This window comes from Nitrosospira sp. Nsp1 (assembly GCF_900100985.1).
In the GTDB taxonomy this organism is placed as follows: Bacteria; Pseudomonadota; Gammaproteobacteria; order Burkholderiales; family Nitrosomonadaceae; genus Nitrosospira.
Map to the genome: position 1 here is coordinate 126281 of NZ_FMUF01000003.1, position 26603 is coordinate 152883.

The following is a 26603-nucleotide window of genomic DNA, read 5'->3' on the forward strand; positions in this document are numbered from 1 at the left end:
TAGCAATGAATGAAAAGATTTCAGTGAACAAGGAAGCCTTGCGACAAGTGCTTCAAGCGTTGGTGGGGCCGCCTCACCTGATCCTGGAATTGCAGGTACTGAATAGTCCGCTCTTCCCGGGCAACCCGATCGAGATCCTGGTCGATGATTACAACAAAGCTATTGTGCTGAGCGAACCTGATGGCAGCAATTGATATGAAAGCGCTATCGATCCGACAGCCCTGGGCCTGGCTGATTCTGCATGCGGGCAAAGACATTGAAAACCGCAGCTGGTCCACTAAGCTCCGCGGCCGCGTGCTGATACATGCCGCGAAGGGCATGACCAAAGATGAATACTTGATGGTCTCACTGTGCATAGCGGAGATGCTACCGGTTTTCGACCTGCCTTCTTTTAAACAACTTGAACGCGGCGGAATCATTGGATCCGTTGAAATTGTGGACTGCGTAACCCGGTCGAAATCGCCATGGTTTTTTGGCCGATATGGCTTCGTGTTGCGCAATCCAAAACCTTTGCCATTTACTCCGTGGCGGGGGCAACTCGGATTCTTTAATGTGCCGGTAGACGCTGTGGCGGAGTCCCATGGCAACGATTGACGAACTCAAGCAGCGTATCGATCTGCACGACCTAGCCGAGTGGCTCGGGTTAGAGCGTCCGGGTGGCAAGGGCAACTATAAAAGCCCGCATCATGACGATAAATCCCCGTCGCTGTCGATCTATGGCGGCGACCGCAAATATAAGGATCATTCACGCAACGAAGGCGGCACGTGCATTGACATGGTGTGCCTCGTCCGGGGTGTGGATGTGGGCGAAGCAGTCAAGGTGCTGCATGAATTCCTCAACATCCCCCTGGACAAGCCCGAGCGCGGCGGCGAGCCGCGTGAGAAGAGCCGGGCCGAGTATATCGCTGACCGCTGTTTGAGCCAGTCGGAGCGTGCGGTCGAATACCTGACCGGGCGCGGCATCACTGAAGAAGTTATCCGGCGTGCAATTAAAAAAGGCACGGTAGGCTTCAACGACTGGCGATCGAGCAAGGTTGCCGAGGGTGAGCCTGGGCACGGTGGCCCAGCCGCTGCGTTCATCGTGCGCAGCCTCAACCCCGGCCGCGTGATGGCGGTGGATCTGCGCTATCTGGATCCCGCGATCAACGGCAACGTTAAAACCCAGTGCCAGGGCGAGAAATCCGGCTATGGCTGGACCAGTGATATCCGCCGGCTGATGAATGCGAAGACGGTCTATTTTGTCGAGTCGCCCATCAATGCGCTCTCAATCGAATGCTGCGACCTGTCTTACAGCGCATCCTATGCCATCCGCGGCGTGGGCAACGCGGATAATGTCGGTCTGGAGTGGATGAAGGGGAAGCATGCAGTCATCGTGACGGATAACGACAAGCCGGACGAGAAAGGCCACCGGCCCGGCCGGGCGGCCGCGTGGACATTGCACGAGCGCCTCACGGCGCTGGATGTGGCGGCCATGATGGTCGATCAATCCGAGTGGAAGGACGGGAACGACGAGCCCATCAACGATGTGAACGATTATCTCCGGTTGCAGGGCCTCGAAGCGCTCAAGCGCGCACTGTGGAAGCTGGAGCCCTGGCTGATACAAGGGCAACCAGGCCGGGTCGAGGAGGATTTCGGCAAGCGCCGGGTATACCTGCCCTACCACGATGACACTAAATATTGGCGCTATCGGGTCCGCGAGGATTTCACCAGCTACATCAGCGAGGTGAAAAAAGACGAGGACGGTAACGAGAAACTGGAATTCACGGATCTGGCCGGTTTCCGAATCGCCTCCCTTTCCCGTGTGACGATCGCTGGCGCCACGGCAACGATGAGCGGGGAGACGGACACCCAGCCGCGCACGCTGTTCGCCATCAGCGTGCAGACGCCCCGCCACGGCGCCAACCTGGTGCGCCGCGTGGTGGAAGATGAGCGCCTGCATAACGTGGACACCTGGAAGAAGATCGGCCCGGTCTGGAATCAGTCCGCCTTTCTCCGCATGGTCAATATTTTGGAGCGTGGCGCGCATCTGGGCGCCCGCAACGCGGCCAATTTCGTGGGTTTGTGCTATCGCGAGGGAAAGCTGATCCTGAACGAGGGTCCTGACTGCTATTTCACGAATCCCGAGCAGCAGTGCCCATACCATAATTTGACCTTCCCTTCAGGAACGCGTCAGGACGCACGAAAAGTCATTGAGCAATACCAGATGACCTTCAAGCGTAACGCCGCAACCTTGCCCCTTGTATGGGGCTTGGGAGGCCATCTCAAGGTTTTGCTGGGTTTTTGGCCGCATTTGATGATGCAAGCGGACAAGGGACACGGTAAATCGACCTTGATCAAGCGCCTGGAGCGCAGCATCGGCTTCACCATGTTTTCCGGCCAGTCCCTGCAGACGGAGTTCCGCTTGCTTACTTCGATATCGCACACCTCGCATCCTGTCGGCTGGGAGGAGCTGTCCGCTCGCAAGCAGGACATCATCGACAAGGCGGTCGGCCTGTTGCAGGAGAACTACCAATACACGCTGAACCGTCGCGGTACCGAGATGACGGAATTCCTGAGCTCGGCGCCAGTGATGCTCGCCGGCGAGGATGTGCCGGTACGCAGCCTGATCGGCAAGATCGTGCGTACTGAGCTCACCGGCAAGAAAGGCCCGCTCATGCCCGAGGATATGCCGCGCTTCCCTGTTCGGCAATGGATTGAATTTCTCACCGGTCTCACGCGTGGCCAGGTAATCGGCGTCTATGACAGCCTGAAGGATCATTGCCTGCGCAACAGCCGCGCCAGCGGCGCTGACGATGGCGCGGTGCGGATGGCGGGTAACTATGCCGCGCTGCTCACCGCCTGGCGCTTCCTGTGCGAGTTTGCCGAGATAGATGTGAAACAGGGCGGCTTTGCCGAGGATGTGATCGCGGAGATGAATGCGCATATCACCGAGACCAGCTCCGACCGCGAACCGTGGGTGTGGATCCTTGAAACCGTGCTGTCCGAGATAGCCCGCAACGAGTTCAAGTATCCCTACCTATGGGACAAGGTGGACGGCGAGAATTGCCTACTGGTGCGTACCAGCCACATCATGGAACACCTGGCGCACACGCCGGCGCTCCGCGAGAAATGGAACGGCCTGCCGGTCAAGTCTGATCGGGTATTCAAGAAACAGATCCAGAAGGCCGGCGTGATCATCTCCGACACGGTTGAGCGCACCATCGGCATGCGACGGATATCTCACCTATCTGCTTTGAGCCTCTCACGGCTCGATCAATTCGGCCTGCACGCCACACCACACCTCGACGCTAATTTTTAATGTCCCCCCGCACCCCCCAAGCAGGAATGCAGCCGCTTTTTTTTGCGCTTTGCGCAATTTCTAAAAAGGATGGGGGGCGTGTGCGCGCTAACCCGTGGATTTATACCTGTAAGTTATATAAGTCATTGATCATGGAGGGGAACCTCCCCACGGGTTCACCCTGTTTTTCCACGGGTTACGCTTCCGCTTCCACGGGTTCAGCCGTTTTTTCCACGGGTTCACTTTTTCGCTACACGGCTCGTATCTATATCTATCTCTTTCTTTTAAAAGAAGAAAGAAGAAGAAAAAGGACCTGGAAAAGAAAGGCGCCAATCCACGGGTTAGCAGAGCTGCTTAAAAATGCATCCACGGGTTATGAACCACATCCACGGGTTTTCCGTGGATATACGCGGAAGAAATATTGTGCATAATCATGTGGTTATGGCTAATATTGAGGTGATCCACGCGTCCACGGAAAGATATGCGTATGGGTATTTTTGGTTTTGTTTCGGGAGGGTATGAAATGGCAAAGTATTACCACTTGAGCCTGAGTGTCAGAGGTGCGTTAACAAACTGGTCGAACAGGAATTTCAAGGGAGTGTTCACACATGACGATGGGCGGCCTATGGCCGCGTCTGAGGCTAAAGCTGCTTTGCTGGACGAGTTGTCCAAAGGGCGCGAGGTTATTCCCTGCGGTAAGTGCGATAACTTTGATTATTCCGGGGAAGGGTGCCTTGGGCATGATGCTTGAGCAAGTGACCCGGCCGGCGCTGCGCTACCACGGCGGAAAATTTCGCCTGGCCGCCTGGATCATAAAATTCTTTCCGCCACATCGGGTTTATGTCGAGCCATTTGGCGGTGGCGCTTCCCTTCTGTTGCGAAAATCTAGGGTCTATGCCGAAATCTATAATGATCTTGATGATGAGCTCGTAAATGTATTCAGTGTGCTTCGTAATCGAGGAGATGAGCTTCTAGAAGCGCTGAAGCTAACTCCTTTCGCCCGTGCAGAGTTCGATCTCTCCTATGAAATCAGCACATGTCCAGTAGAACAAGCGAGGAGAACGATCGTCCGGAGCTTTATGGGCTTTGGCTCTGCTGCTGCCAGTGGCAAGAGAACAGGTTTTCGGGCAAATTCCAATCGATCTCATACAACACCGGCCTACGACTGGAAAAACTATCCCGATGCGCTACCAGTAATCATCGAACGTTTACGCGGAGTGATCGTTGAAAATCGGGACGCGGCTGAGGTAATCCAGCAGCATGATTCCGAGGAAACGCTAATCTATGCTGATCCACCTTACGTGCTCAGCACCAGGTCTTTACGTGGGGGAATTAAGAGTTATACCGCTCATACCGGATACAAATACGAGATGAGCGATGACGAGCATCGCGCTTTAGCGAAGCTGCTTCATTCCGTCTCCGGGATGGTTGTTCTAAGCGGGTATTCGAGCAAACTGTATGAACATGAGTTATATGCTAAATGGGAACGGTTTGAAAAACAGTCCATGGCGGACGGGGCTAAACCTCGTACAGAGATAGTATGGATCAACCCTGCCTGCTCGGAGGCATTGCATGCCGCAAGTGGTCTGTTTGGAGCATACCGTGGCTGATCTGATAGAAAGCTTCCTCGAGTTCAAGCAACGCAACGCCGGCCGGTCCGATCGCACTATTCATGCCTACCGCCTGGCGCTTACGCGGATGGCTGCGTATTTTGTCGATCAGGACCTCCTGCGAATTACACAGGATGAGCTGCTCGCTTTTACGGGGCCATACCTCCATAAAATGGGGTTACGCGACCCTGTGAGCCGTCGCCCGCACGTTGCCGCAGTCCGTGGTTTCTACAGCTGGCTGGCATCGACCAAGCGGATCCGTAGCAACCCGGCCGAGAATCTGCCGTATCCGGATAGAGGTCGCCGCATCCCGCGTGTGATGACGCTGGGCAGCGCCGCCAAGCTGATGTGGGAACCCGACTTCAATACTTTTGCCGGGGTGCGAGACGGCGCCATTCTGGCACTGCTAGTAGGTTGCGGGCTGCGCGTGTCCGGACTGGTAGCCCTCAACGAAAGCAATATCATCCAGGATGAAATCGACGGCAAGGTGCGCATGCTGATCAAGGTGGTAGAAAAAGGCGATAAAGAGCGCAAGTTGACAATCCCGCCCGAGGCAGACTTGCTGCTACGGCTCTACCTCGACCACGCGGAGCTGAAACAGGTAAACCGGCGCTTGCCTGACGGTGACCAGGTGTTGTTTGTGAGCCTAATGAACCGAACAGTAACGCCTGACCAGTATCACGGCGAGGCCAGGCGTCTCAATCGCAGAGCGGTGCTGCAGATGGTCAAGCGTTATGGCAAGCGTGCCGGCATATCCGAGGATCAGCTCCACCCCCACGCCATGCGCCACCTTTTCGGCACCGAGTTGGCCGAGGATAGCGTTGATATCATTGCCCGCCAACGCCTGCTGGGCCATAAAGACGTCAAGAGCACAGCCATCTATGATCACATGGCCATGCGTAAGCTGACCCGCGAAGCGGATCGAGCGAACCCCTTGGCGAAAATAAAGACGCCGGTCAGCGATCTTTTGAAGAGACTCAACAAGCGGCCGTAATTCAAGGCAGGCATCGAAACGCGTGATTCGGGTTTGTGGATGGCGCAACCCATATAAGGGGATGCATCATCGGAGAGAGGAAGTAAGCAGCAGTGGGCGTCTCGGGGTGATCTGGCAGGTGTCGGCAACTTTGACAAATATCGGGCTAACTCTGTCTGGTTCCCACAACCAGTGAGATGCGCAGTTTGAGGATAAAGCGCAGTTGGGCAACGGCACCATGAGGGTTTGAGAGTGATGATTGATGATGAAAAGCGAAGTTCAGAGGGGGGAATTGGCGCACCAGGTCAGCCAGTGGACTCGCCTACCGATGGGGTGGGGGGTCGGCAGGCCGAACCGCCCCTCCCCGACCGGGGGGGTGGGTACCAGGATAACTGCATGGTTTTGAACTTCGAGCCGGCGAGCGAAAAAAAACCGGACCCGCGTTTGGACGAACTGCAAAAAATGGGGCTGCAGCGTGTCTGGATCAATATTGCGGAAAAAATAGGTGTGGATAATCTGCTGATCGCCTGGCGCATGCTCGACTCCGACGAAACAAATCATGGCGATGACGGGCGCTTATTAATACCGATCAGGCGGTACAGCACGTATATCCGATATCAACGGAACCGATATATAGAGGCTCTGGTGGATATGAAACTGACCCCGCGCGAAATCAAGGAAAAGCTGGAGCGGCAGCTATGTGAAAAAATCAGCATCCGTAACATTCTACGTATCGCAAAGCGGGGATAAACTGAGGTATGGCGGATAATCCGACAGCAATTATTTACACCCGAGTGTCGACGTCTCGCCAAGCTGATGACGGGTTGCCAATCGAAAGCCAAATAGAACAGGGGCACAAGAAGGCCGCTGCACTTAACGCGGGCGTGGTTAGAGTATTTACCGATGCGGGCATATCTGGCCGGACGGATGAACGGCCGGCCTTCCGGGACGCCGTGGCTTATTGCAAGGCGTACAGCGTAGAGTACTTTATCTGCTGGAGTACATCGCGCTTTGCCCGTAACAAGCTTGATGCGGCGTTGTACAAGCGGGATTTGGAGAAAGGCGGCACTCGCGTAGTCTATGTCAGCGTGGACCTGGACAATCGGACTGATTCCGGTTGGATGATGGAGTCAATGCTGGAGATTTTCGACGAGCATTACAGTCGACAGGTCAGCGCGGATACGCTCCGCAGCATGGTAAAGAACGCGAGAGATGGGTTTTTTAACGGCGGGCGTATCCCATTTGGTTATATTACGGTACCGGATGGCAAGCGGAAAAGGTTGGCAGTACTTGATGAGGAGGCGCAAATAATCAGGGAGTTATTTGGCCTGTATATTCAGGGGATTGGATGTAAAGCGATCGCCATGACGCTGAATGAAAGGATCCAATTGCGTCGCGGCATGAGGTGGAATAAGAACGTGGTGACCGCGACATTGAAAAATGAGGTTTATACCGGTAAGGTGGTATTTAACCGAACTGATAGCCGAACCGGACGAGCTAGATCTAGAGATGAGTGGATAATTACTCAAAGTCACCCTGCAATTATCGAGGAGGAAATTTTCATGAGCGTTCAAGAATTGTTCGGCGAGCGGACACAGTCTGACGGCGGGGGATCCCCGCATAGCGGACTTGTTTTTACAGGGCTCTTGCGCTGCGGAAAATGCGGCTTGGCGATGCGATCGGAGAATGGCACCGGGCGTAGTCGTCGTTACCATTACTATAATTGCCAAACCGCGCAAAAAGGGGCTGGCTGCGAAAATCGGCGGATACCTGCGCCCGATCTTGATCAGTGGCTCATCGAGGCGATCATGGACAAGGTGCTCACCCGGGAAAGACTGGTCGAAACGATTTCCGAACTGCAAGAAATTACCGGACGCTGGGTAAAAGACCGTGCCAGGCGACGGGAGGAAATAGTAAAAACCCTGCGCGATGTAGAGTTGAGATTAAAAAGACTCTTCGACGTGCTCGAGTTGCATGGAAAAGATGCCCCGAACATGGGAGACCTCACCGAACGCCTGCGCGAGTTGAAGCAGCAGCGGAGTAGTCTTGATCTCCAGCTCGTGGCCCTCGAGGAGGAAGAAATCCCGATGCTCCCCATTACCGAGGATGATGTGCAGGAGATGGCGGATTTGCTGCGAGATATTGTGGTGACTACGGACGATCAGAAAAAACTGAGGCTGTTTTTCTCGTCATTCATTGATCAAATCGTGGTGAATGACAAGGGCGTGAGGATTGAATACCGCGCGGAAAAACTGGTAAATCAGACCGGATTTGATACGGTTCGTAGTAAGGCTCGGTGGCTCCCCGACCAGGGCTCGAACCTGGGACCTGCGGATTAACAGTCCGTCGCTCTACCGACTGAGCTATCGGGGAATTGGAGAGGTGCATATACTAATAGCTTGGGCGATGCGGGTCAATCAAAACCGCCCATCAGTAGCAGCTGATGACGCCTGAATTCAGGCTCAAACGCCCTTCTCATGCCGTTATGAACATGTAACGGCTAAATCAGGTAGCGTAGCCTAATCTGACGGAGAATCGAGGCGTGAAAGGAACTCGCATTCGAGCGAGCGTGGCAGACAGGCGTGGATCAGTGAGAAATAGAACAGAATGACCGATAGTTACTCAACCGCTGGGCTCCGGTGACATCACAGGAGCCCAGCGGTTCGTTCATTGAAAGCGCCTTTTAATAATCCTTGTCGGGAACGACAATAATCTTTTCCGTAGAGCTTCCAGGATCTCCCTTTGGACCTTGTGGTCCAGACTTGCTGGTATCTATCGATAGGCAGCCCGCAACTCCGGCAAGCATCATAATCACCGTGAATAGTTTTAATTTTTTCATTTCGATTATCCTTTTTAGTAAGGACGGCACTGGAAACCGCCGTGTATACAAGATAACCTGAAGCTCTAGCTCTAACTGTCTGTTACCGTACATATGGGCGTTGCTGCACGCTCTTTTACCCGGTAAAAGAGGATAGGGTTTTTCGTGTTTTCGCGTCCATCAACTACTTATTGATTGATCAGGCTAAGCTTCAGGTATCCACGCTCTCTTCTCTGGCAAGGCCGGTTCATCCGTTTTCGGCATTATAAAATCCGGCTTTTGAAGCGAACAGCTAGCATGCCTGCCTACCACGCGCCATAAATCCTACTAGGACCAGACCGGCAAGCATCAAGGCATAAGATTCTGGCTCTGGAACAGCGGCAATAAAGCCGCCTGCAATAACTTGCCCCAGGTTGTTGACGCCATAGGACTCCGTCAAGGGATCGCCGGGCAGGTTTGCCAGTGAATTAAGGTCGGTCATGCCGCTTCCATTTGGACCCGTGACAAAAGCATGAAAATCGCTGACCGATTCTTCCGGCAGCAGGGGAATTTGGGCTGCACCCACCACTTGCCCGGCGTTGTTGACGCCGTAGGCCACACTTTCAAATCCGCCCAGCGTGCCGAGGTCGGTCAAGCCCATGCCATTAGCGCCGGAAATAAAAGCATGGGAATTCGACTGCCCTACTGCCTGCCCGGTATCATTAACACCATACCCGAACGTATCTCTGCCCAGCGTGCCGAGGTCGGCCATGCTCCCACCATTAACACCCGTGATAAACGCACGTTGATCCCCGGTATTCGTAAATGAGTCGCCCACTACCTGTCCGGTGCTGTTGATGCCATGGGCCGCGCTGTAATCTCCTCCCAGCGTGCCCAAGTCAGTCATGTTCCCACCCTTCGCATCGGTAGTAAAAGCACGGAAGGATTTATCGCCGCTCGTCAGGGAGATTCCCACAGCTTGCCCGGCGGTGTTGATGCCGTAGGCCCAACTGGTACTCCCACCCAGGGTGCCGAGATCGGTCATGCCAACCCCATTGGGGCCGGTGATAAAAGCATGGTAAGCTTTATCCCCGGTTATGAGGGAACGTCCCACAACCTGTCCGGCAGCATTGATACCATAGGCCCAGCTGTCGCTTCCACCCAAGGTGCCAAGGTCTTTGATGCCTGTGCCATCGGAACCGGTAATGAAAGCGTGCGTATTTCCGCCAGACGTTCTGGACCAACCGACCACCTGTCCGGCATCGTTGATGCCGCGCGCAAACGCATCTATTCCGCCCAGGGTACCGATATCGACTACCGCTTTGCTGTTGGGGTCAACGATGAAGGAACGGAAGCCGGCAAAAGCCGTCGGCGCGAAACCAAGGCTGACGCCCAAGGCTGTGACCAGAATCAAGTTTCCGACTTTACAGTTGTGGATAGCTTTCATGGTTTATACACTCCAGTAAACGTTGTCGCTTGAAAATAAAATCTAATAACTTTTTAGAATAGACCATGTAATCAAAATTTCAAGGTGAAAAAATCGGCGCGAATTGCCTCAATAAAAAAGTAACCGAAGGAGTACATCAAGAGGATACGTTGCCTCAAATTGTTGGTAACCGAACTAAGTGGAGGTTATCGACATGGGCAAGCATGAGAGACGGGTCTATCTTGAGGCGATACGCAAGCGCCATCGCGGGGCTGGACGGGGTGACAAGGGCAAGATCCTGGACGAGTTCTGCTCGGTGTGCGGATATCAGCGCAAGTACGCCATCCGGTTGCTGGGAAGCAAACTTGGTAAATCACCACGGCGTCCTGGACGTCCTTCGCAATACAATCAAGCGGCGTTGCTCATGGTATAGAAGGAGCGCATCGGAGCGCGCTATTGCAAGCAGTATCACACACCAGAGACACCTTATCAGCGTGTCATGAGCTGCGAAACTGTGACGGACGATATCAAGTTAAAACTGCGAACACGGCATGAAACATTGGACCCGTTTGATCTGAAACAGCAGATTGATGCTAAATTACGAGCTATCTTTTCTATGGTCAAAGTTACCTCAGTTTTGAGGCAACGTTCCTGACCTTCGGTATCCTTTTGTTATGAGGCAACGCGCGGCTGATGGTTTTGTTTACCGCCCCTGGCTTGAATCTACCAGCAGCATCATGCTATTGCCGGAACCCAAGGTATTGTGGGAGATATACATGGCCGTTTTGTTGGCGTTTTGTACGTCGCCAAATATTTGTATCGCAACTCCAGGCCGGTGCTATCCGGTGCCCGGATTTTGGTTTACGAATCGATTTATGAATTACGATTGAACGCATGAAAAAGATTTCTCGCAATGACCCATGCCCATGCAATAGCGGCCGGAAGTACAAGCACTGCTGCCAGAAACACGAATCGGGAGCCTCATCCGCCCCCTCCGCTCAGTCCATTTCGGAATACCTCCAGGCAGGGATTCAATATCATCAAAGCGGAGACCTGCATCAGGCTCAAGCCATCTATCAGCGAATACTCCAGGTAGCGCCAGATCACCCCGGCGCGTTGCATTTCTTGGGATTAATAGCGAGACAGATGGGGAAAACCGAGATCGCCATCGAGCTCATCGGCAAAGCGCTCGTATTCAAGCCGGACTATGCGGAAGCCCATGGTAACCTAGGGAATGCCTTGAGGCAGCAAGGCAGAGTAGACGATGCGATTGCCAGTTATCGCACCGCACTCAGGCTCAAGCCGAACATGGTGGAGGTATACGTCAATCTGGGCAATGCGCTGAAGAACCAGGGCAAACTGGATGAAGCGATTGCCAGTTATCGAAAAGCGCTGACATTCAACCGGGATTTTGCGGAGATACACACCAATCTTGGGAACGCACTGAGAGAACAAGATAAGCCGAATGAAGCGATCGCAAGCTATCGTAGAGCGCTCATGCTCAAACCGGACTCCGCCGAGGCACACAGCAACCTGGGGAATATGCTGATTGAACGGGGCAATCTGGAAGACGCCCTCGCCAGCTTTCAAAAAGCACTCATTCTCAGGCCGGACTTTGCCGAGGCGCACAGCAATCTGGGAAATGCGCTAAGAGAACTGGGCAGGCTGGATGAGGCAGTTGCGAGCTATCGCAATGCGCTCGCTCGCAAACCGGATTATGCCGAGGCATACAGTAATCTGGCAAATGCGCTGAATGAGCAAGGGAAGCTGGACGAGGCAGTATTCAATTATCAATGCGCACTACAGATTAGCGAAAACCCGGAAATAAAAAGCGGATTCGCTCAATGCATTAGAAATGTTTACTTTACTCACGAGATTCCCGGTATTCGTGCTTTTGTCGCCAGAGCCCTATCCGAGGCACGGAGCCGCCCGGCTGATCTCGGAAACCCGGCTGTATCGCTCATCAAGTTGAACCCTGGCATCAGGCAATGCATAGACCGGGCGAATAGCGCCTGGCCCAATCCACTTTCGCCGCAAGAGCTATTTGAAACCCAAGGTTCAAACGGCTCCAGTAGGCACCTTGGCCCCGATAGTCCGGATAACGCGGATGGCCTGTCCGGCTTCGCCAACGTCTGCAGCGACGTCTTGCTTCAGTCCGTGCTGGAAACTACGCCGGTATGCGATATGGAACTGGAGCGGTTTTTAACCATGGCAAGATATGCCATGTTGCATGCCGCCATCCACGAGCACGATCACAGCAGGATCACCGTTGATTCACCCGCCGTTTTTTCCGATGCTTTTCCCAATGCGCCGGAAGGGAAAGCGCTGGTTTTCTATTGTGCCCTGGCTCGACAGTGTTTTATCAACGAATACATTTTTGCCTGCTCAGGCGAAGAATTAGAATTGGCGCAACGGCTGAAAGAGCGTCTTGCTGCGCCTTTGGCAGCCTCACTGCGGGTTTCCCCGTTATGGCTGGCAGCCGTGGCGGCGTATTTCCCGCTGATCTCAGTGGCGCCCCCTGAGGCCCTCGTACAGCCGCTGCTGGATCGTTCCGTACCCGATGCCGTGGCTGCGTTGCTAGCACAACAGGTACGGGAACCGCTGGAAGAACGGCGGCTTCGCTCGCTCATCCCGCAGCTGACACCTATCGTTGGCGATACGTCCCGCCTGGTGCAGAAGCAGTATGAGGAAAACCCGTATCCAAGGTGGATCAAGCTGCCCTCATGCCGCGAAACTATCTCGCTTAATCGCTATCTGCACAACCGATTTCCTTTTTCGCAGTTCATCCCGATGAGCCGGCTCGATGAGGCAGATGCAGGAATCGATATTCTGATAGCCGGATGCGGAACGGGTCAGCATTCGATTGCAACGGCCCAGCGACATGGCAATGCTAATGTCCTTGCGGTGGACTTGAGTTTAACGAGCCTGTGTTACGCAAGAAGAAAAACCGAGGAATTGGGTTTGGGCAACATCGAATATGCACAGGCCGACATTACCAGCTTGAGTACGCTCGGTTCGCCTGAAATGGGCGGTAGAATGTTCGACCTCATCGAATCGGTCGGCGTGCTGCATCATCTTGCAAATCCGCTGGCAGGATGGCGAGAACTGCTTGCTTTACTACGCCCCGGTGGATTCATGCGTTTGGGCTTCTACAGTGAATTCGCCCGGCAAAATGAAGCTGATGCGAGGCTTTATATTGCCGAGAAGGGATATGCGCCGAATGCGGAAGATATCCGGCGGTGCCGGCAGGACATGATGTCACCCGAAAATGCGCTACGGTTCCAAAAAGTTTTGTCCGCCAGGGATTTTTATACGATGAGCGAGTGCCGTGATTTGCTGTTTCACGTTCAAGAGCATCACTATACGCTGCCTCTGCTTAAAGAAAACCTGCGGGAACTGGACCTCGCATTTCTCGGATTTTCACTTGAACCCGACATTTCCAAACGATATAGAGAGTGTTTTCCCGAGGATATATCCCAAACCGACCTAGATAAATGGCATACCTTTGAGATCGAGAACCCCGATACGTTTAAGGGCATGTATCAGTTCTGGTTACAGAAACCGGTGAATACCCGGCATTGATGGAAGAAGCGAGTTGCAATTGACGACGATTCAGCTCCAGCGACTTTTTCAGGCAAGACCCTATCGACTCGATGGATGTTTCCCTTGACATTCTGAAGTAATCCACACTGTCATAATAATCGTACAAATTCCCGAGATCATCCCCTGCAAACTCGCATGAGGCTTAGCTCTTGACATATCTAATTGATTATAAACAAATATTAAAAAGTTTAAAAAATAGCCAAGTAAGAAAATATTGTTACAGGCACGTGACTTACCCACCCTTTGCAGAGTTTATCAACAAACTTATCCACAGCAATTGTGGACAATAAAAACTCATCCTATCGCTACTAAAAAACATCCTCCCAAAGTAATTTGATCACAATTTGAGAGATTACATGACTGAGCCTGAGTAACTCACGACAAAAGATGTTGCGAGTTTCAAAGCCTTTTCTCTTTGCTCACGTCAATTACGTCGCCCGTGGTTAACTGGCTAACCCCGGTTATTTATCTGTATCGGCAGGATTTTTATACTCCTCCATGCGAAGTGCGGTTTCCACGGCTTTTTTCGCTTCTTCAACCGTTTTGACACGCGAGAGATCAACGGCCGGATTAGGATAGCTGTGCCAGAACGAAAAACCTGCGGCCGTGATCCATAGGAGACCTCTGACATGCTGGTCTATAAATACCTCTTGATGATGTTCGTCAACTATTTTCCATTCCAAGTCCATAGCTCAAGCTCCTCCGCAGGTTATAATATGAAACAGTGAGATAACTGCTCCGCATCCCATCAATCCAATCGAGCGCTTGTATTCGAGGCCCGTCATGCGCGTCAGCGCACGTAAATTGTATTCCGGCTCTCGCTTGAGGCGAAAAACCAATATGCCATCGAACTTGTAGCGGTCGCAAGAATGCTGACCTGTTCGAGTAAGAGGCTGGCCGAAGCCCAGTCTACCAAAATTATATGCATTGTTTAACTCACCTTGGAGAAAATATGGCTTGGAGTGTCAGGACACGCTGGAAGATTTTGTTACCGATTGCTGCAGCCGTGATGCTCGCCGGTTCAATAGCAAAAGCCGATACGGTGACCGATTGGAACCGGAAAGCAGGTGAGATTCTTGTCGATTCAGGGTTGGGACCATTACCGGTTGATCGGGCGCTGGCTATCGTTCACGCTTCCGTATACGAAGCAGTGAACGCAATTACCCGGCGCTATCCCGTCAGCGACGTCAAGCTTAAAGCGGCCCCAGGGGCCTCGGTGGACGCCGCTATCGCGGCGGCAAACCGTGCCGCGTTGGCAAAACTCGTACCGTCCCGATTGGCGGAAATCGACGTTGCTTACCGGGCGGCGTTGATTATCATCGCCGATGGCCGAGCCAAGACGGACGGCATTTCGGTAGGAAACGAAGCAGCGGCGGCGATTTTAGCCAGGCGCATCGACGATGGGTCGACGGCAGGTGAAACATACCGGCCTCGTACTTCTCCAGGCATCTATGTGCCTACCGTAATACCCGAGGCGCCTCAATGGGCGAAGATGAAACCGTGGCTGATGACAGGTCCTGCGCAGTTCCGTCCCGGCCCGCCGCCACCGCTTGACAGTGCGCTATGGGCACGCGACTACAACGAGGTCAAGACTCTCGGCGGCAAACACAGCGACCGCCGTACTACCGAACAGACCAATATCGCCCTCTTCTGGGAAGAAGTGATGCCGCCGATTTACCACGGGGTCGTGCGCTCCGTTGCCGAGGTTGACGGGAGAGAGATTACGCAGAACGCACGCTTGTTCGCCGCTGTGACGCAAGCATCGCACGATGCGCTAATCGCCGTGTTTGATGCAAAGTATCATTATGGCTTCTGGCGGCCGGTCACGGCGATTCGTAATGGAGACATCGATGGAAACGACGCAACAGAAAGAGACCCATCCTGGCTGCCTTTCATTGAGACGCCGATGCATCCCGAATATCCATGCGCGCACTGCATTGTTGCCGCAGCGGTTGGCGCGGTGCTGCAAGCGGAGATCGGAACGGGACCTACGCCCCTCTTGACCACCACCAGTAACGCGGCCGGTGGCGTAGCACGAAGCTGGACGAAAATTGATGATCTTACGCAAGAAGTAAACAATGCACGCATTTACGATGGCGTGCATTACCGCAATTCTGGAGAAGTGGGCACTGCCATGGGTCGACAGATCGGCGAACTGGCCGTAACGAAGTATTTGCAGCCGCTCAAGTAGAGCGGTCAGGACGATACCGATTAGGCGGCGTCTTCCTGCGGAAGGAAGTAACGCCGCCTGACATGCACCCCCAGGCTACAGTCTACAGCCCAGGTTGCAGTAGCGAGCGCCCATGCCCTGCGTCAGGGCTTGCAATTTCAACGCCTCAGCACGTGCGTTCGATCAATCGAAAGATAAATTTCATAAACTTGCGCTGGATGCAAACTCCCGGAATCGACCCAGGCTCTGCCATAAAATAGCAAAGTTTTTTCTTGACATTTTGGTAATAATCCACATCCGGCCACAAGCAATGTGCAATCGGTACAATTACCCAAAATTGCTTTGGACAAACCTGCTTGAGTGGTAGCCCCCTGTTCAAGCCGCTGATAACAAATGCGGTTCTGTAAGGATTAAAAAGCAGACAAAAACAGAAACATCGTTACATAAAGACTACTTAGTCATCATGCTCATAGGTTATCAACAAACTTATCCACAGGAAATGTGGACAACAAATTGGCTAGTTACCACTGCACCATGCCGCTTGGATCTGCTATAGCGCGCGCTGCCGGCTACTATTGCCGGGAACCAAAGTGAATCGTCTCTGACTAATATAGTTATGTGTCCTACCTCAGCGTTGAAGGTGGACAAGGTTGGGTTTTTTCTATTGCTGATCTTGTAAGGAGAAAAAAGTGAAAAAACATAACGACCCGGATGGTCCCACTGCCGTTACTGCTTTGCTCGATCATGGAGCGGAAGTTTTTACGAAAAAAAGGTTTACACACTCTCAATCAAAAGCCCGGCAACATGGAAATGACATAAAAAACGACTGGCAAGAAAAAATGTCAGCTATCAGATCGAGGTCCGCTCAGGAACCATTGAACCAGGACTAGCCGTAAACTGGCAAAGCGGCAGGCATAGGCTTTATAACGGCGGCATTACACCGCCGTAAACCGGGTAGCAGGGTTCAAATTCTGCGCATTCTCGCCTTCCGCAATTTCAGACGGGAAATCCTGCTACAGTAGTCATATTCCATCGATCTTCAGTGGAAAAACAATCTCTCTTCAGAGGTGGCTCTCTACGATTACATCGGCCAGAACTTCAACTCACGCGGATATTCTTGAACTGCCACGGGTCACTCCTATCCACATCTTCGCTGAATAACCACCCTCTATCGCATAGAGGGGTCCAATCGGTATATACGCCCAGCATTTCTCCGAGATAAGGCCGCGCGATCTTCAAAACGACCTCATGGTCAATGTCGTCGGGCTCGACCACACCCGCATCCGGATTTTGAAGCACCCAAACTATACCGGCCAGAACGCCCGCCACAACCTGCAAGCTTGTTGCATTGTTGTGTGGTGCCAGCCGCCGCGCTTCCTGTATCGACAAACGTGAACCGTACCAGTAGGCGCCCTTGGCATGACCCATGAGCAGGACGCCAAGCTCATCCATTCCGTCTTCTATTTCATCCCGAAGGATTCGCTTGCTGGACTGCGAGCGCCAGTTCCTGCCTGCCAGTTCGTGGATGGAAAGCACGGCGTCGTCACAAGGAAGGTATGCGTAATGCACCGTTGGACGATAAATTACTTTTTCGTTTTCTTTCAACGTCAGATGATCGGCAATGGAAATGGATTCGCTATGCGTAATCAGAAAACCCTGGTAAGCGCCACCGAATGGAACCCAACTGCGCACCCGTGTAGCAGCGCCGGGTTGGTTAAGGTAAATGGCCGCATCACAGCCAAATCCATGACGTGCACCGTCCTGGGGCCAATGGCGCTCATGGCTTCCCCATCCCAGTTCTGAAGGTTGAAGGCTCTCGCCTACGAACCCTTCGACCGACCAGGTATTGATAAACTCATCGTCACGCTTACACAGGTTGGCAGTCTGGGTATCTCGCTCGGCGATGTGGATCGTTTTAATTTCAAGGCGAGACGCCAACTCGGCCCAATCTCCAGGGTTTACCGGCTTCTTTACTGTCAAGCCGGTATCCGCGGCGATGTTAAGCAACGCCTGTTTGACAAAGGCTGAAGCAAGGCCAGGATTGGCGCCGTGCGCCACGAGGGCCGTGGGGCCTCCACGCTTTTCGCGTGCAAACGCCAGGGCTTTTTCGCGCAATGCATAATTCGAGCGCATCGATACCGATATCGATTTGTCGGTATAACCACCCAACCACGGCTCAATACAAGTATCAAGGTACAGTGAGCCACGCTGCGAGCACAGTTCGATCAAGGCAAGGCTGGAGACGTCCACCGACAGGTTGAGCAGGAAATCTCCCTTGCTCAGCCAAGGCTCGATTACGGCAGGGTAGTTTTCTTCTGTCAGCACATGAAGCGTAAATTCCACGCCAAATTGCCGCGCAATATCCCGGCCACTCGCATCGGCGGAAATTATCCTGACCTGTTCAGGGCGTATTTCGAGATGTTGAAACAATAGCCTGAGCAAGGCTTGTCCTATGCTGCCGAAACCTACCATTATCAACTTACCGTGCAAACGCCCGTATTTTTCATACGCCGTCTTTTCCATGCTAAGATTTTCCTGTGCTTCTTTGAACATATTCTCCCTCTTTCGTTGGCTCCTGCTGGGCAAACATTTCCCATCGGACAAACTCGATAACCGACCAAACAAAATCCCAATCGCGCGCACGCTTTGGCCCTGTTTCGCCTTGTTGCCCGGCCCAGCAGGAACTGCACGTCGCAGATTGGGTCAAACTGATATTTTAGCGCTTCGTATTTCTTTTGGAGGAGAGCGGCAAAATGACCAATTGTATCCTGCCACAGCATGAAAATCATACTCATCCGCATGGTCCGGAATGTGGCCATACAGGTATCGTGCACAACGGACACGTCGATTACCTGCATGACGGGCATCTGCATCACCCGCACGGCAGCCATATCGATGAGCATGTGATAGACATAACCACGGCCAATCCGGAAAGCTGCACGCCTGAACATCAATGCGCAGGCCATGCGCAAGAACATGTACATGGGCCTGGCTGCGGTCATGAAGCCGTACCGCATGGCAAGCATATCGATTATCTGGTCGATGGCCACCTCCACCATCCGCACGACGGTCATTGCGATGACCATGGGGCAGTTACGGTGGCTTGATCGGGGAACCCGCTGGACAAGCCACGCGCGGGTCCACTGGCGGGGTTCATTCGACGATGGGAATTTTATATCGGAACGGGTAAGGTTTTATGCACCCGCTTCGTTTCGGCGGGTGAAATTTGCCTTGGCGGATCGCTGCCCTTGGCGGATCGCTGCTTTACTTTATTTCCCGGTGGGTGAATGCTGTTCTACCGATTGCGGCTGATCGCGGCGGGTGAAACCCGCCCTACGGGTTGTTGCTGATTGCGGCGGGAAATCTGCGGTAGTGAAGCCTGCTCTATGACCGCTGCCTTATCCCAGTGGGTGAATGCTGCTCTACCGATTGCGGCTGATCGGCGGGTGAAACCCGCCCTACGGGTCGTTGCGGCGGGTTGTTGCGGCGGGTTGTTGCGGCGGGTTGTTGCGGCGGGTTGTTGTTTATCCTCGAGGATAAATTCCTCCCTGCTGGTTTGTAGGTCGGGCTTCGCCCGACATCGTCATCAACGCAGGGTGAAGTAGCTCAATCTCGTAAATATCCCGGCCTTGTTGCGGCGGTGAATACGCGCTGTAGCTGGAAATGACCGAAGGCTCCAGATAGCCCGTGACCTGCTCGAGATCCGCTAGTCGCAGACCTTGGCGTACAAGATAGGCGATATAGCTATGCCGGATCGCTTCGGCGGTAATTTGCTGGGGGTCAGGCAAACCCGAGTCGACTGCTGCACAGACTAATGCGGCGGAAAGATCGATGTGCGTCCCTGGGTCATCCGGGTTCCATACCGGATGACCCCCTGACTGCATGAGCGACGATTTAATGGGATTGCTTAGAAGAATGGCTCTGGGCGACCTTCCTGCAAGATTGATGGCTGCGGCATCCAGGTCGATCTGGTCCGGCGTTAACGCTGCGGCTTCGTCGATGGTCAATCCGCTGAGCAATAAGCCAATCAGTTGTTTTCCCTTTAGATTGGCAGCGTTGAGCAAAATTCTTAACTGATGACTGGAAAGCTCCCGGCACGCCGGACCTGCCAGGGCATTGTTTGTTTTTTGCCCCAGCTGACCCGCCACGGTGCCCAGCGCGGCATGAGGATGTTCGATTAATGGGGCAGCGGGAGCCGGGTGGCCCTGCACGCCAAAAACCGCAACCAGCGGCTGTTGCTCTTTTTTTTGCGTTGCCAAATATTCGAAAACCCATACGCTGAAGAGCCCTAGCAATAGTGACCCCACAATGGCTATCAAAGCATCCCGGCTATAATTGGGCCTGAGCGGTTCCACTGGTTCAAAAGCCCTGCTGATGACCGTTACCTGGGGATATTTATCTTTGCGGCCGGTTTTGACTTGTACCAACCGCTCCTGCGCGTCCCGGTAAAGCGTCTCCAAACCTTCCAGATCGGTTTTCAAGGCATCGTGCTCAGCAAATTTGGATGTGAATGCGGATGCCTGCCGTTTATGCTCGCTCAATTGAGCACGAATTTCTCCAACAGTTTGTTGTGCGGCCGCAAATGCCATCTCGGCATCATTCAATGCGACGCTTGCACCATATTTACGTTTATTGTTGACCGCAGCCTCCAGTTCCTTGATTTGTTCCGGAATGGATTTCAAATCGGGTTGCAGATTTAAATACTCCCGCGTAAATTTTTTATCGAGTTCCGCCAGCTTTTCGCGCAAGTCCTGCAAACGCGATTCAAGATCGACCAGACTGCCCTTCTCATCATCGGGCACCACTGCCTTTCCCCGGGCGATGGCGGTCTGGATGGAATTCAGGTTGGCCCTCGCCTTCACTTCATCTTCACTGGCCTTGTTGAGAGAATCGTTCAGGCCTTTAAGGCGGGCTGCTACTTCATTTTCTTCACGTTCCGTGGAAGAGATGTCGTGATTCTTTCGGAAAGCCTCCAGCTCCAGCCGGGTAGCGCTAACCTTATCAGCCAGCCGCTTTACCTCGTCCTCCACAATATGTTCGGTATCGGTTGTCAATCTTTTGACTTCTTCAGTCCGTGCATCCAGGTACACATCTATCCACGTATTAATGAGCAGCGGCAAAAACTTGGCGTCCGGTCCTTCTGCCTTTATCTCAACGAGATTGGTTTCAGCGATGGGCTCGACATTCAACAGATTCTGAATATCGGACGCGGTCAGCTGTTGCAGAGATTTGCCTGCTGATGAAGCCTTGAGTCGCGACACGGCCTCTGCAGCAAGCTCATGCCGCAGGAAAATCTGTCGCTGAATAGCGACATGTTGAATATCCGCCTCGCTGCTTTCACGGTCTATCGCAGTCATCGCCGAGGTCAGCAATGTCGCGGCGCTACCGTAAATGGCCGGTCGGCTGTAAACATAAGCCAGGCTTATCGCGATGCTGATTAGAAATACCAAGCCGAAGATACTGAATCTGCGAGATCGGTACCAGGGATGCTCATCCGTGTCGACAGCAGCACGGAAATCAGGAGTAAAGTGCGAATCGATTCTGTTTTTCATAAACCGGGTTACATCCAAAAATTCGATACAGAGAACGCAATCCGGATTTCAATGGATAGGCAAAATAATAGCCGGATATGTTCAGGAATAGCAATTAGGTAAAGATTCGGTAAACCCATCTCACGCTGCAAGCAAAAGACGTGCTAACTCTGCATTGAGGTGAGGAAAATTAAAATTCATCTTATTGTTTCCTGGCGGCGCGTGTCCATCAATCAAAAATTACGAAGAGAGGGTCAATAGATCAAACGACACGATAGCAACCTCATCACTTTCATATCAGGATTCTCATCGGTTCCGTGAAAACGCGAACTTATAAAATCTTGCCACAAATGCGACTTCCGTTCGGTTCCGCACGAACGAGACCCGATCCGTTCCATGACAATGTGCGGAACTCGAAAAATGAAGCTTTTCATATTACTGTAAAAGTTTCGTTTTAAGCTGAAGACGTAGCTGGAGCGGTACATGCTTTTCGAAAGCGGACGAAAAAATATTGGAAACCCTAAAACGCCTTCGTCCTTTTTTGGCGAATAACCGCTTCGAAAACTTATTAATGGTTTATTCGGCTTTTTATTTACTCCCTTCAGGGGCGCACAATGAAAAAAAGTAATGATCAGGATGTGTTCGGCATAGATTCTGCATTATTCGATTACAGGTCGGCAGCCTTCCGACAAAAAATGTTCAGACATTTCCAATCGAGTGGCCACCAACATTGGATAAGTATCGAAAAAATACCGGAAAGGAAAAAGCATGAGAGCGCCATGCTGCTTCATAAAGAAAGCGCTTGACTGAAGTCTGTTGTCGGTCCCGCATCTTGACCTGCACTCGGGCATTCCCGTCATGGCTACGCTGCCGGCGAGCTATACCACCGGAAACCCCCGGATTATGCGATGATTCAGTGATTGGAAAATTTGGATGAGTCACGGGATACTCCCCGCCTTTCTTTTTATATTCATTTAATCCCATGCCCTACCCCAAGGCATCGATGCCCGCAGTGTTTGTGGGCCACGGCAATCCGATGAATGCGATCTCCCGCAACCGGTATACCGCAGCGTGGTCTGCCATCGGCGCCTCGCTAATCCCAAGACCCAAAGCTGTTCTCTGCATCTCGGCACACTGGTACGTGCCGAAAACAGCAATTACGGCCATGGCGCATCCGCGGACTATTCACGACTTTGGCGGGTTTCCCCCCGAACTTCATCAAGTTCAGTATCCCGCGCCGGGATCCCTCGAATTCGCGGCGGAAGTCGCGGATTTGCTGATGCCAGTTGCGGTCATGGACACAAGCTGGGGTCTTGATCACGGCGCCTGGTCGGTTCTCATGCATATTTTTCCCGATGCCGATATTCCCGTCGTTCAGTTGAGCATAGATGAAACCCGGGAAGCAGCCTGGCATTATGACACGGCCCGACGCCTGACATCGTTGCGCGATCAGGGGGTGCTTATCCTGGGCAGTGGGAATATCGTACATAATCTGCACGCATATGCGTGGGGAAAGCACAATGTAGAACCATACGATTGGGCTGTCCGGTTCGAGAATGTCATACGTGAGTCGTTAAGCTCGGGCGATGTCGATTCGCTCATAGCATATGAAGAACTTGGGCAGGACGCATTGTTATCGGTACCCACCCCGGAGCATTACCTTCCGTTTCTCTACGTCCTTGCACAACGCCGAAAAAATGAGAAAATCAGTTTTCCGGTGGAAGGATTCGATGGGGGCTCAATTTCCATGTTGGCCGTAAAAATCGGCTAACCCGGATGTTTCATAAATTCGCGTGATGATTGCGCAGGATTTTGTTTTGTAGGGAGATTTTGTGAAAGAGTGGCGTAGCTATTCATACGCCCGACTGAACGAAATTTTCATACGAAACAAAAGACCAGCAAGGGCGCGCGTCAATTTATGAAACATCCGGGTTAAGATCAGCTGGATCATGATATGACAATACCATGGGCGCTCCAGGTTTTCAAAGGCGGCCGTAATGGTATGCCGCTGTCTTTTCCTGTCGGGCCACGCGCTCTCGTATCGCGTCTTCATACTCCGCAAATCCCGTGAGTGCGTGGGATTGCGTTGATCCTTGCGTAGCCTCCAGCAGCGCATGCGCCCCGAGCTGCGCGGATTCAATCGCCAATTCAATTCCCATCCCACTGAGCGGATCTGGCGCATAAGCAGCATCACCGACAGCGATCCACCCTTCTCCCGACATCCTGTCGAATACCTGGACACCAGCCATACGGCCGGATATTTGTATATTTCCTGAAGCGGTCGACAGTAGAGGTGCAATCAACCGAGTGCTGCGAAGCGCGCGGACAAAAAAATCCTTCAGGGAGGCGGGTCGTTTTTTAACCTCATCACGATCAGTACAGAAACCGGCGAAGTAACTGCCGTCCCCGGCAGGTAATGCGTACCACCAGCCGTTGTCCGCGCCCTCGACATAAAGCGTATTTCCATGCGATTTGACTGACTCGCTACCCGGCATTCGTAAAAATGTCATCAAGGCAATTCCCGATGGTTCGGCTACGGGTGATCGATCGACAAACTGTGCAGCCACGCGGCCAGTAGCAAGGACCAGAAAACTGGCGGATACATGACTTTCGGCCTCATCAGCGGTGGTTCCGGCCGAGCGCATCAGAAGATGCCACTGATCCTTGCTGCGCTCAATACTCATAACTTTGGCATCGTCAATGATGGATACACCCGCCGTGCAAGCCAGATGACGCAGCGCCCGGTCGAAAAGCGGGCGCGCTACTGCGACACCGGCACCCCATGGGTTGAACATTGCGTTAAATGTGACGGGCTCGGGCGTATCCCATAATGATATCGTCTCAAGGACTTCTACCCCGAGCGATGCCTTCCGAAAAAAATCGGGGCTGCAGCGTTCAATAAGGTGACGCGCGTGGCCAGACACGAGTTCGATGCCGCCAGCGGCATAACCGCCCCAATGGATAAGACTCACGCGCGCGCCGCCGCGCGCGAGCATGAGCGCGCATATCGCACCGGCCGGTCCGCCGCCGACGACAGCGATATCCATACTCCGGCTACACCCGGGCATGCGCTGCAACGCTGGCTGCCGCACTTGAAAAATGCCCAGATTCAACGCTCAACCTGTTATCCACGAGGGCAGCTGTAGCTGTATTAAAAATCATTATCAGATACATAATGGGAAAATAGAAAAGCCGATTAACGTCTGTATCGAGAACAAGCATCAATTGCGCAAGCGTATACTCATTCTGTACCAACGTAATTTTATATGGAAGAATTCATTGGAGGAGCAGGCTTCCCTTCCAGGAGACAGGATATGTTTCCCCTTTTGGTGAGGATCGTACTGCGCCGCAGCAGAATACCGCGTCAAATTTTAACCTGCTATTATGAAAGAGGATATCCACCATGAGTCCGGATAAGAGAACGCAAAATCATCCCGTCATGTTGAGTCGCCGCATGATATTGAAAGCATCGGCTGCACTATTCGCCACAGGCATGTTGCCATCGGCCACTGCGGTTTTTGCGCAACCCGCTCTGAACCGGACACAAGATCAGATCCTGGGCCCCTTTTATCCCATCATGAGCAAGCCCGATCGTAGCGGAGACCTGACTCGGGTACCGGGCGGGTCGGGTCGTGCAAAAGGGCAGCCTCTTATTGTTACCGGACGCGTGCGGAATCCTGCAGGCAGCCCAGTGGCGGGCGCGGAGATCGAAATATGGCAGGCCAATGCTTTTGGCCGCTATGCGCATCCCGACGATACGAACCCGGCGCCGCTCGATCCGAACTTCCAGGGTTTCGGGGCGGTAACCACCGGTTCCGATGGCCTCTATCAGTTCAAGACAATCAAACCGATACATTACCCCGCGGGAATCACAGGCATCAGGCCGGCGCATATTCATTTCGACGTTAAAGGCCGCCACGACGTCCTCGTAACGCAGATGTACTTCGAAGGCGATCCATACAACAACAAGGATCCATACCTCCAGAGCACTCCCGATCCCGAAGCGTTGATCGTAAAACTGCGCTCACCGACAACAGAGGAACCTGAGTTCATGGTCGCGGTATTTGATATTGTATTCAGAGGTTGATGTCGCTGGCCGATTACGGATACCTGAACCTCGGCCGGTTGTATAGCAAAGAGATCAATCGTGAGTCTTACGTATGCATGACCTTGAGAATTTCAATGAGAATTTCAATGATTATTGCAATCCATAGGACGTGAAATACCTCGGTCGTCTTTCGACGCACGATCCTTTCTATACATATCTTCGTAACGATATTGTTCCTCTGCTGGGCGTCGGCATGAATTCTCCCGACTTCCGTGTATATCGGCTACCGGCTTCCAATCACGTCTACCTCTACGAAGACCGCCACAGCCACACCCGTATTATCGGAAAATTTTTTGGCGGCGTCGCCAGCTTCGGGCCGGAGGTCGCCTTTCATCGAATGGAGCGAGAATTCAATAACCTGAATTATCTCCGAAGCATCGGCTTTAATGGCTATCCGCATTACGTCGCGCGCCCCTTGGGGCGAAACGCCGATCTGAATAAGGTCTTGGTAGAAGAATTCTGCTACGGCACGCCGCTTGCGGATTTCATCGTCAAGGCGATTCGCGAAAACGCCCGCGATATTCTTTTTCAAAAACTTGCTGCTCTAGCCTATTTTCTCGCTACGCTGCACAACCGAACTGCGCAGGACAGTAAAGTAGACTTCAACAAAGACAGTGTATATTTTGATCGCATTATGGAACAATTGACCAATGCCCAACGGGTGGGACAGGACGAGACCTTGGAGTTTTACCGGTTCAAGGACCGGTGGCGGGAGAAAACCTGTATGTGGGAAGACCAGCAGGTCCTTGTTCACAGCGATGTCACCCCAGCTAATATTCTCTTTGGCGACGGCCCCTGGGTGATCGTTATCGATCTGGAACGGATGAAATCGGCGGACAGGGTTTTTGATCTTGGGAGGGTGGTCGGAGAACTCCAGCATTTCTTCATGCAGAGAACCGGTGATAAATGGCTGGCCGAGCCGTTTATCGGACACTTTTTATGGGAGTATGCCTGTCACTTCCCTGATCGGGACGCCGCTTTCGGCGCTATCACGCGGCGTATCCCTTTTTATTCGGGGCTCACCCTCCTGCGCATTGCCCGTAATGCATGGATCGATAAAAAATATAGCCGGCGATTACTGGATGAAGCCAGAAAAACGTTGAGGTAA

The 26603-nt window shown here is 52.9% G+C and carries 22 protein-coding genes and 1 tRNA gene; 16 read left to right on the top strand and 7 right to left on the bottom strand.

Annotation, left to right across the window (positions count from 1 at the left end; all coding sequences use genetic code 11):
* Positions 1 to 5 precede the first annotated feature (5 nt).
* The 8 genes from BLP78_RS02835 (at position 6) to BLP78_RS16180 (ending at position 8199) form a co-directional block, all read left to right on the top strand.
* Positions 6 to 194 carry a hypothetical protein gene (locus BLP78_RS02835; RefSeq protein WP_090456297.1) on the top strand — a complete coding sequence of 63 codons (189 nt, stop codon included), beginning with the start codon at positions 6 to 8 and terminating at the stop codon, positions 192 to 194.
* Positions 181 to 594, top strand: a complete 414-nt coding sequence (locus BLP78_RS02840; protein WP_256329982.1) for an ASCH domain-containing protein — start codon at positions 181 to 183, stop codon at positions 592 to 594. Before BLP78_RS02835 ends, BLP78_RS02840 begins: the two co-directional genes overlap by 14 nt.
* Positions 581 to 3298: a toprim domain-containing protein gene (locus tag BLP78_RS02845; protein WP_090456301.1), complete on the top strand. Its 2718-nt coding sequence runs from the start codon at positions 581 to 583 to the stop codon at positions 3296 to 3298. Before BLP78_RS02840 ends, BLP78_RS02845 begins: the two co-directional genes overlap by 14 nt.
* Before the next feature lie 460 nt (positions 3299 to 3758).
* Positions 3759 to 4028 (top strand): hypothetical protein, encoded by a 270-nt coding sequence (locus BLP78_RS02850; protein ID WP_090456303.1) that lies wholly within the window; start codon positions 3759 to 3761, stop codon positions 4026 to 4028.
* A complete protein-coding gene (locus BLP78_RS02855) occupies positions 4018 to 4887 on the top strand; it encodes a DNA adenine methylase (RefSeq protein ID WP_218118901.1) in 870 nt (289 codons plus the stop codon). Before BLP78_RS02850 ends, BLP78_RS02855 begins: the two co-directional genes overlap by 11 nt.
* Entirely contained in the window at positions 4880 to 5881 is a 1002-nt protein-coding gene (locus BLP78_RS02860; protein ID WP_176752763.1) for a tyrosine-type recombinase/integrase, read from the top strand. Before BLP78_RS02855 ends, BLP78_RS02860 begins: the two co-directional genes overlap by 8 nt.
* 234 nt (positions 5882 to 6115) lie before the next feature.
* Positions 6116 to 6610 (top strand): hypothetical protein, encoded by a 495-nt coding sequence (locus BLP78_RS02865; RefSeq protein WP_143002877.1) that lies wholly within the window; start codon positions 6116 to 6118, stop codon positions 6608 to 6610.
* An 8-nt stretch (positions 6611 to 6618) separates the two neighbouring features.
* Complete coding sequence (locus BLP78_RS16180; RefSeq protein WP_371128849.1) at positions 6619 to 8199, top strand: recombinase family protein; 1581 nt, start codon at positions 6619 to 6621, stop codon at positions 8197 to 8199.
* Here the strand turns inward: BLP78_RS16180 and BLP78_RS02880 are convergent.
* The 3 genes from BLP78_RS02880 to BLP78_RS02890 form a co-directional block, all read right to left on the bottom strand.
* Positions 8158 to 8233: transfer RNA gene (locus BLP78_RS02880), tRNA-Asn, on the bottom strand. The two genes, BLP78_RS16180 and BLP78_RS02880, sit on opposite strands and share 42 nt — an antisense overlap.
* A 310-nt stretch (positions 8234 to 8543) precedes the next feature.
* Complete coding sequence (locus BLP78_RS15490) at positions 8544 to 8699, bottom strand: hypothetical protein (protein ID WP_176752765.1); 156 nt, start codon at positions 8697 to 8699, stop codon at positions 8544 to 8546.
* A 271-nt stretch (positions 8700 to 8970) separates the two neighbouring features.
* A complete protein-coding gene (locus BLP78_RS02890) occupies positions 8971 to 10104 on the bottom strand; it encodes a PEP-CTERM sorting domain-containing protein (protein WP_090456312.1) in 1134 nt (377 codons plus the stop codon).
* 193 nt (positions 10105 to 10297) lie between these two features.
* Between BLP78_RS02890 and BLP78_RS02895 the strand changes: the two genes are divergently transcribed.
* A complete protein-coding gene (locus BLP78_RS02895; RefSeq protein ID WP_090456314.1) occupies positions 10298 to 10516 on the top strand; it encodes a hypothetical protein in 219 nt (72 codons plus the stop codon).
* Between the two features lie 461 nt (positions 10517 to 10977).
* A complete protein-coding gene (locus BLP78_RS02905) occupies positions 10978 to 13665 on the top strand; it encodes a tetratricopeptide repeat protein (RefSeq protein ID WP_090456319.1) in 2688 nt (895 codons plus the stop codon).
* Positions 13666 to 14147: 482 nt separating this feature from the next.
* Here the strand turns inward: BLP78_RS02905 and BLP78_RS02910 are convergent, their stop codons facing one another.
* Positions 14148 to 14375: a hypothetical protein gene (locus tag BLP78_RS02910; protein ID WP_090456321.1), complete on the bottom strand. Its 228-nt coding sequence runs from the start codon at positions 14373 to 14375 to the stop codon at positions 14148 to 14150.
* A gap of 263 nt (positions 14376 to 14638) precedes the next feature.
* On the opposite strand from BLP78_RS02910, the gene BLP78_RS02915 reads away from it, so the two are divergent.
* Positions 14639 to 15877 (top strand): vanadium-dependent haloperoxidase, encoded by a 1239-nt coding sequence (locus BLP78_RS02915; RefSeq protein ID WP_090456323.1) that lies wholly within the window; start codon positions 14639 to 14641, stop codon positions 15875 to 15877.
* 1077 nt (positions 15878 to 16954) lie between these two features.
* Here the strand turns inward: BLP78_RS02915 and BLP78_RS02925 are convergent.
* Entirely contained in the window at positions 16955 to 18379 is a 1425-nt protein-coding gene (locus BLP78_RS02925) for a homospermidine synthase (protein ID WP_090456491.1), read from the bottom strand.
* Positions 18380 to 18609: 230 nt separating this feature from the next.
* On the opposite strand from BLP78_RS02925, the gene BLP78_RS02930 reads away from it, so the two are divergent.
* On the top strand, positions 18610 to 18963 hold the full coding sequence (locus BLP78_RS02930) for a hypothetical protein (protein ID WP_090456327.1): 354 nt from the start codon (positions 18610 to 18612) through the stop codon (positions 18961 to 18963).
* A 417-nt stretch (positions 18964 to 19380) separates the two neighbouring features.
* On the opposite strand, the gene BLP78_RS02935 is transcribed toward BLP78_RS02930, so the two are convergent.
* Positions 19381 to 21408, bottom strand: a complete 2028-nt coding sequence (locus tag BLP78_RS02935) for a GumC family protein (protein WP_090456330.1) — start codon at positions 21406 to 21408, stop codon at positions 19381 to 19383.
* A 593-nt stretch (positions 21409 to 22001) separates the two neighbouring features.
* Here BLP78_RS02935 and BLP78_RS02940 point away from each other — a divergent pair.
* Together BLP78_RS02940 and ygiD are read left to right on the top strand one after the other, a co-directional pair.
* Positions 22002 to 22193, top strand: a complete 192-nt coding sequence (locus BLP78_RS02940) for a hypothetical protein (RefSeq protein WP_090456333.1) — start codon at positions 22002 to 22004, stop codon at positions 22191 to 22193.
* Positions 22194 to 22423: 230 nt separating this feature from the next.
* Positions 22424 to 23158, top strand: a complete 735-nt coding sequence (ygiD, locus tag BLP78_RS02945; protein ID WP_256329995.1) for a 4,5-DOPA-extradiol-dioxygenase — start codon at positions 22424 to 22426, stop codon at positions 23156 to 23158.
* Between the two features lie 211 nt (positions 23159 to 23369).
* Here the strand turns inward: ygiD and BLP78_RS02950 are convergent, their stop codons facing one another.
* The gene (locus tag BLP78_RS02950; protein WP_176752766.1) at positions 23370 to 24434 is read right to left on the bottom strand and encodes an NAD(P)/FAD-dependent oxidoreductase; all 1065 of its coding nucleotides are present in this window, start codon (positions 24432 to 24434) and stop codon (positions 23370 to 23372) included.
* Between the two features lie 356 nt (positions 24435 to 24790).
* On the opposite strand from BLP78_RS02950, the gene BLP78_RS02955 reads away from it, so the two are divergent.
* Both BLP78_RS02955 and BLP78_RS02960 read left to right on the top strand, forming a co-directional pair.
* Complete coding sequence (locus tag BLP78_RS02955; RefSeq protein ID WP_218118902.1) at positions 24791 to 25474, top strand: dioxygenase family protein; 684 nt, start codon at positions 24791 to 24793, stop codon at positions 25472 to 25474.
* Positions 25475 to 25604: 130 nt separating this feature from the next.
* Positions 25605 to 26603 (top strand): aminoglycoside phosphotransferase family protein, encoded by a 999-nt coding sequence (locus tag BLP78_RS02960; protein WP_090456337.1) that lies wholly within the window; start codon positions 25605 to 25607, stop codon positions 26601 to 26603.

What these genes read in the sequence shown, in the direction of transcription:
- BLP78_RS02835 (WP_090456297.1), top strand. Translation starts at nt 6, where the DNA reads ATGAATGAAAAGATTTCAGTGAACAAGGAAGCCTTGCGACAAGTGCTT.
- BLP78_RS02840 (WP_256329982.1), top strand. Translation starts at nt 181, where the DNA reads ATGGCAGCAATTGATATGAAAGCGCTATCGATCCGACAGCCCTGGGCC.
- BLP78_RS02845 (WP_090456301.1), top strand. Translation starts at nt 581, where the DNA reads ATGGCAACGATTGACGAACTCAAGCAGCGTATCGATCTGCACGACCTA.
- BLP78_RS02850 (WP_090456303.1), top strand. Translation starts at nt 3,759, where the DNA reads ATGCGTATGGGTATTTTTGGTTTTGTTTCGGGAGGGTATGAAATGGCA.
- BLP78_RS02855 (WP_218118901.1), top strand. Translation starts at nt 4,018, where the DNA reads ATGATGCTTGAGCAAGTGACCCGGCCGGCGCTGCGCTACCACGGCGGA.
- BLP78_RS02865 (WP_143002877.1), top strand. Translation starts at nt 6,116, where the DNA reads ATGATTGATGATGAAAAGCGAAGTTCAGAGGGGGGAATTGGCGCACCA.
- BLP78_RS16180 (WP_371128849.1), top strand. Translation starts at nt 6,619, where the DNA reads ATGGCGGATAATCCGACAGCAATTATTTACACCCGAGTGTCGACGTCT.
- BLP78_RS15490 (WP_176752765.1), bottom strand. Translation starts at nt 8,699, where the DNA reads ATGAAAAAATTAAAACTATTCACGGTGATTATGATGCTTGCCGGAGTT.
- BLP78_RS02890 (WP_090456312.1), bottom strand. Translation starts at nt 10,104, where the DNA reads ATGAAAGCTATCCACAACTGTAAAGTCGGAAACTTGATTCTGGTCACA.
- BLP78_RS02895 (WP_090456314.1), top strand. Translation starts at nt 10,298, where the DNA reads ATGGGCAAGCATGAGAGACGGGTCTATCTTGAGGCGATACGCAAGCGC.
- BLP78_RS02905 (WP_090456319.1), top strand. Translation starts at nt 10,978, where the DNA reads ATGAAAAAGATTTCTCGCAATGACCCATGCCCATGCAATAGCGGCCGG.
- BLP78_RS02910 (WP_090456321.1), bottom strand. Translation starts at nt 14,375, where the DNA reads ATGGACTTGGAATGGAAAATAGTTGACGAACATCATCAAGAGGTATTT.
- BLP78_RS02915 (WP_090456323.1), top strand. Translation starts at nt 14,639, where the DNA reads ATGGCTTGGAGTGTCAGGACACGCTGGAAGATTTTGTTACCGATTGCT.
- BLP78_RS02925 (WP_090456491.1), bottom strand. Translation starts at nt 18,379, where the DNA reads ATGGAAAAGACGGCGTATGAAAAATACGGGCGTTTGCACGGTAAGTTG.
- BLP78_RS02930 (WP_090456327.1), top strand. Translation starts at nt 18,610, where the DNA reads ATGACCAATTGTATCCTGCCACAGCATGAAAATCATACTCATCCGCAT.
- BLP78_RS02935 (WP_090456330.1), bottom strand. Translation starts at nt 21,408, where the DNA reads ATGAAAAACAGAATCGATTCGCACTTTACTCCTGATTTCCGTGCTGCT.
- BLP78_RS02940 (WP_090456333.1), top strand. Translation starts at nt 22,002, where the DNA reads ATGAAAAAAAGTAATGATCAGGATGTGTTCGGCATAGATTCTGCATTA.
- ygiD (WP_256329995.1), top strand. Translation starts at nt 22,424, where the DNA reads ATGAATGCGATCTCCCGCAACCGGTATACCGCAGCGTGGTCTGCCATC.
- BLP78_RS02950 (WP_176752766.1), bottom strand. Translation starts at nt 24,434, where the DNA reads ATGGATATCGCTGTCGTCGGCGGCGGACCGGCCGGTGCGATATGCGCG.
- BLP78_RS02955 (WP_218118902.1), top strand. Translation starts at nt 24,791, where the DNA reads ATGAGTCCGGATAAGAGAACGCAAAATCATCCCGTCATGTTGAGTCGC.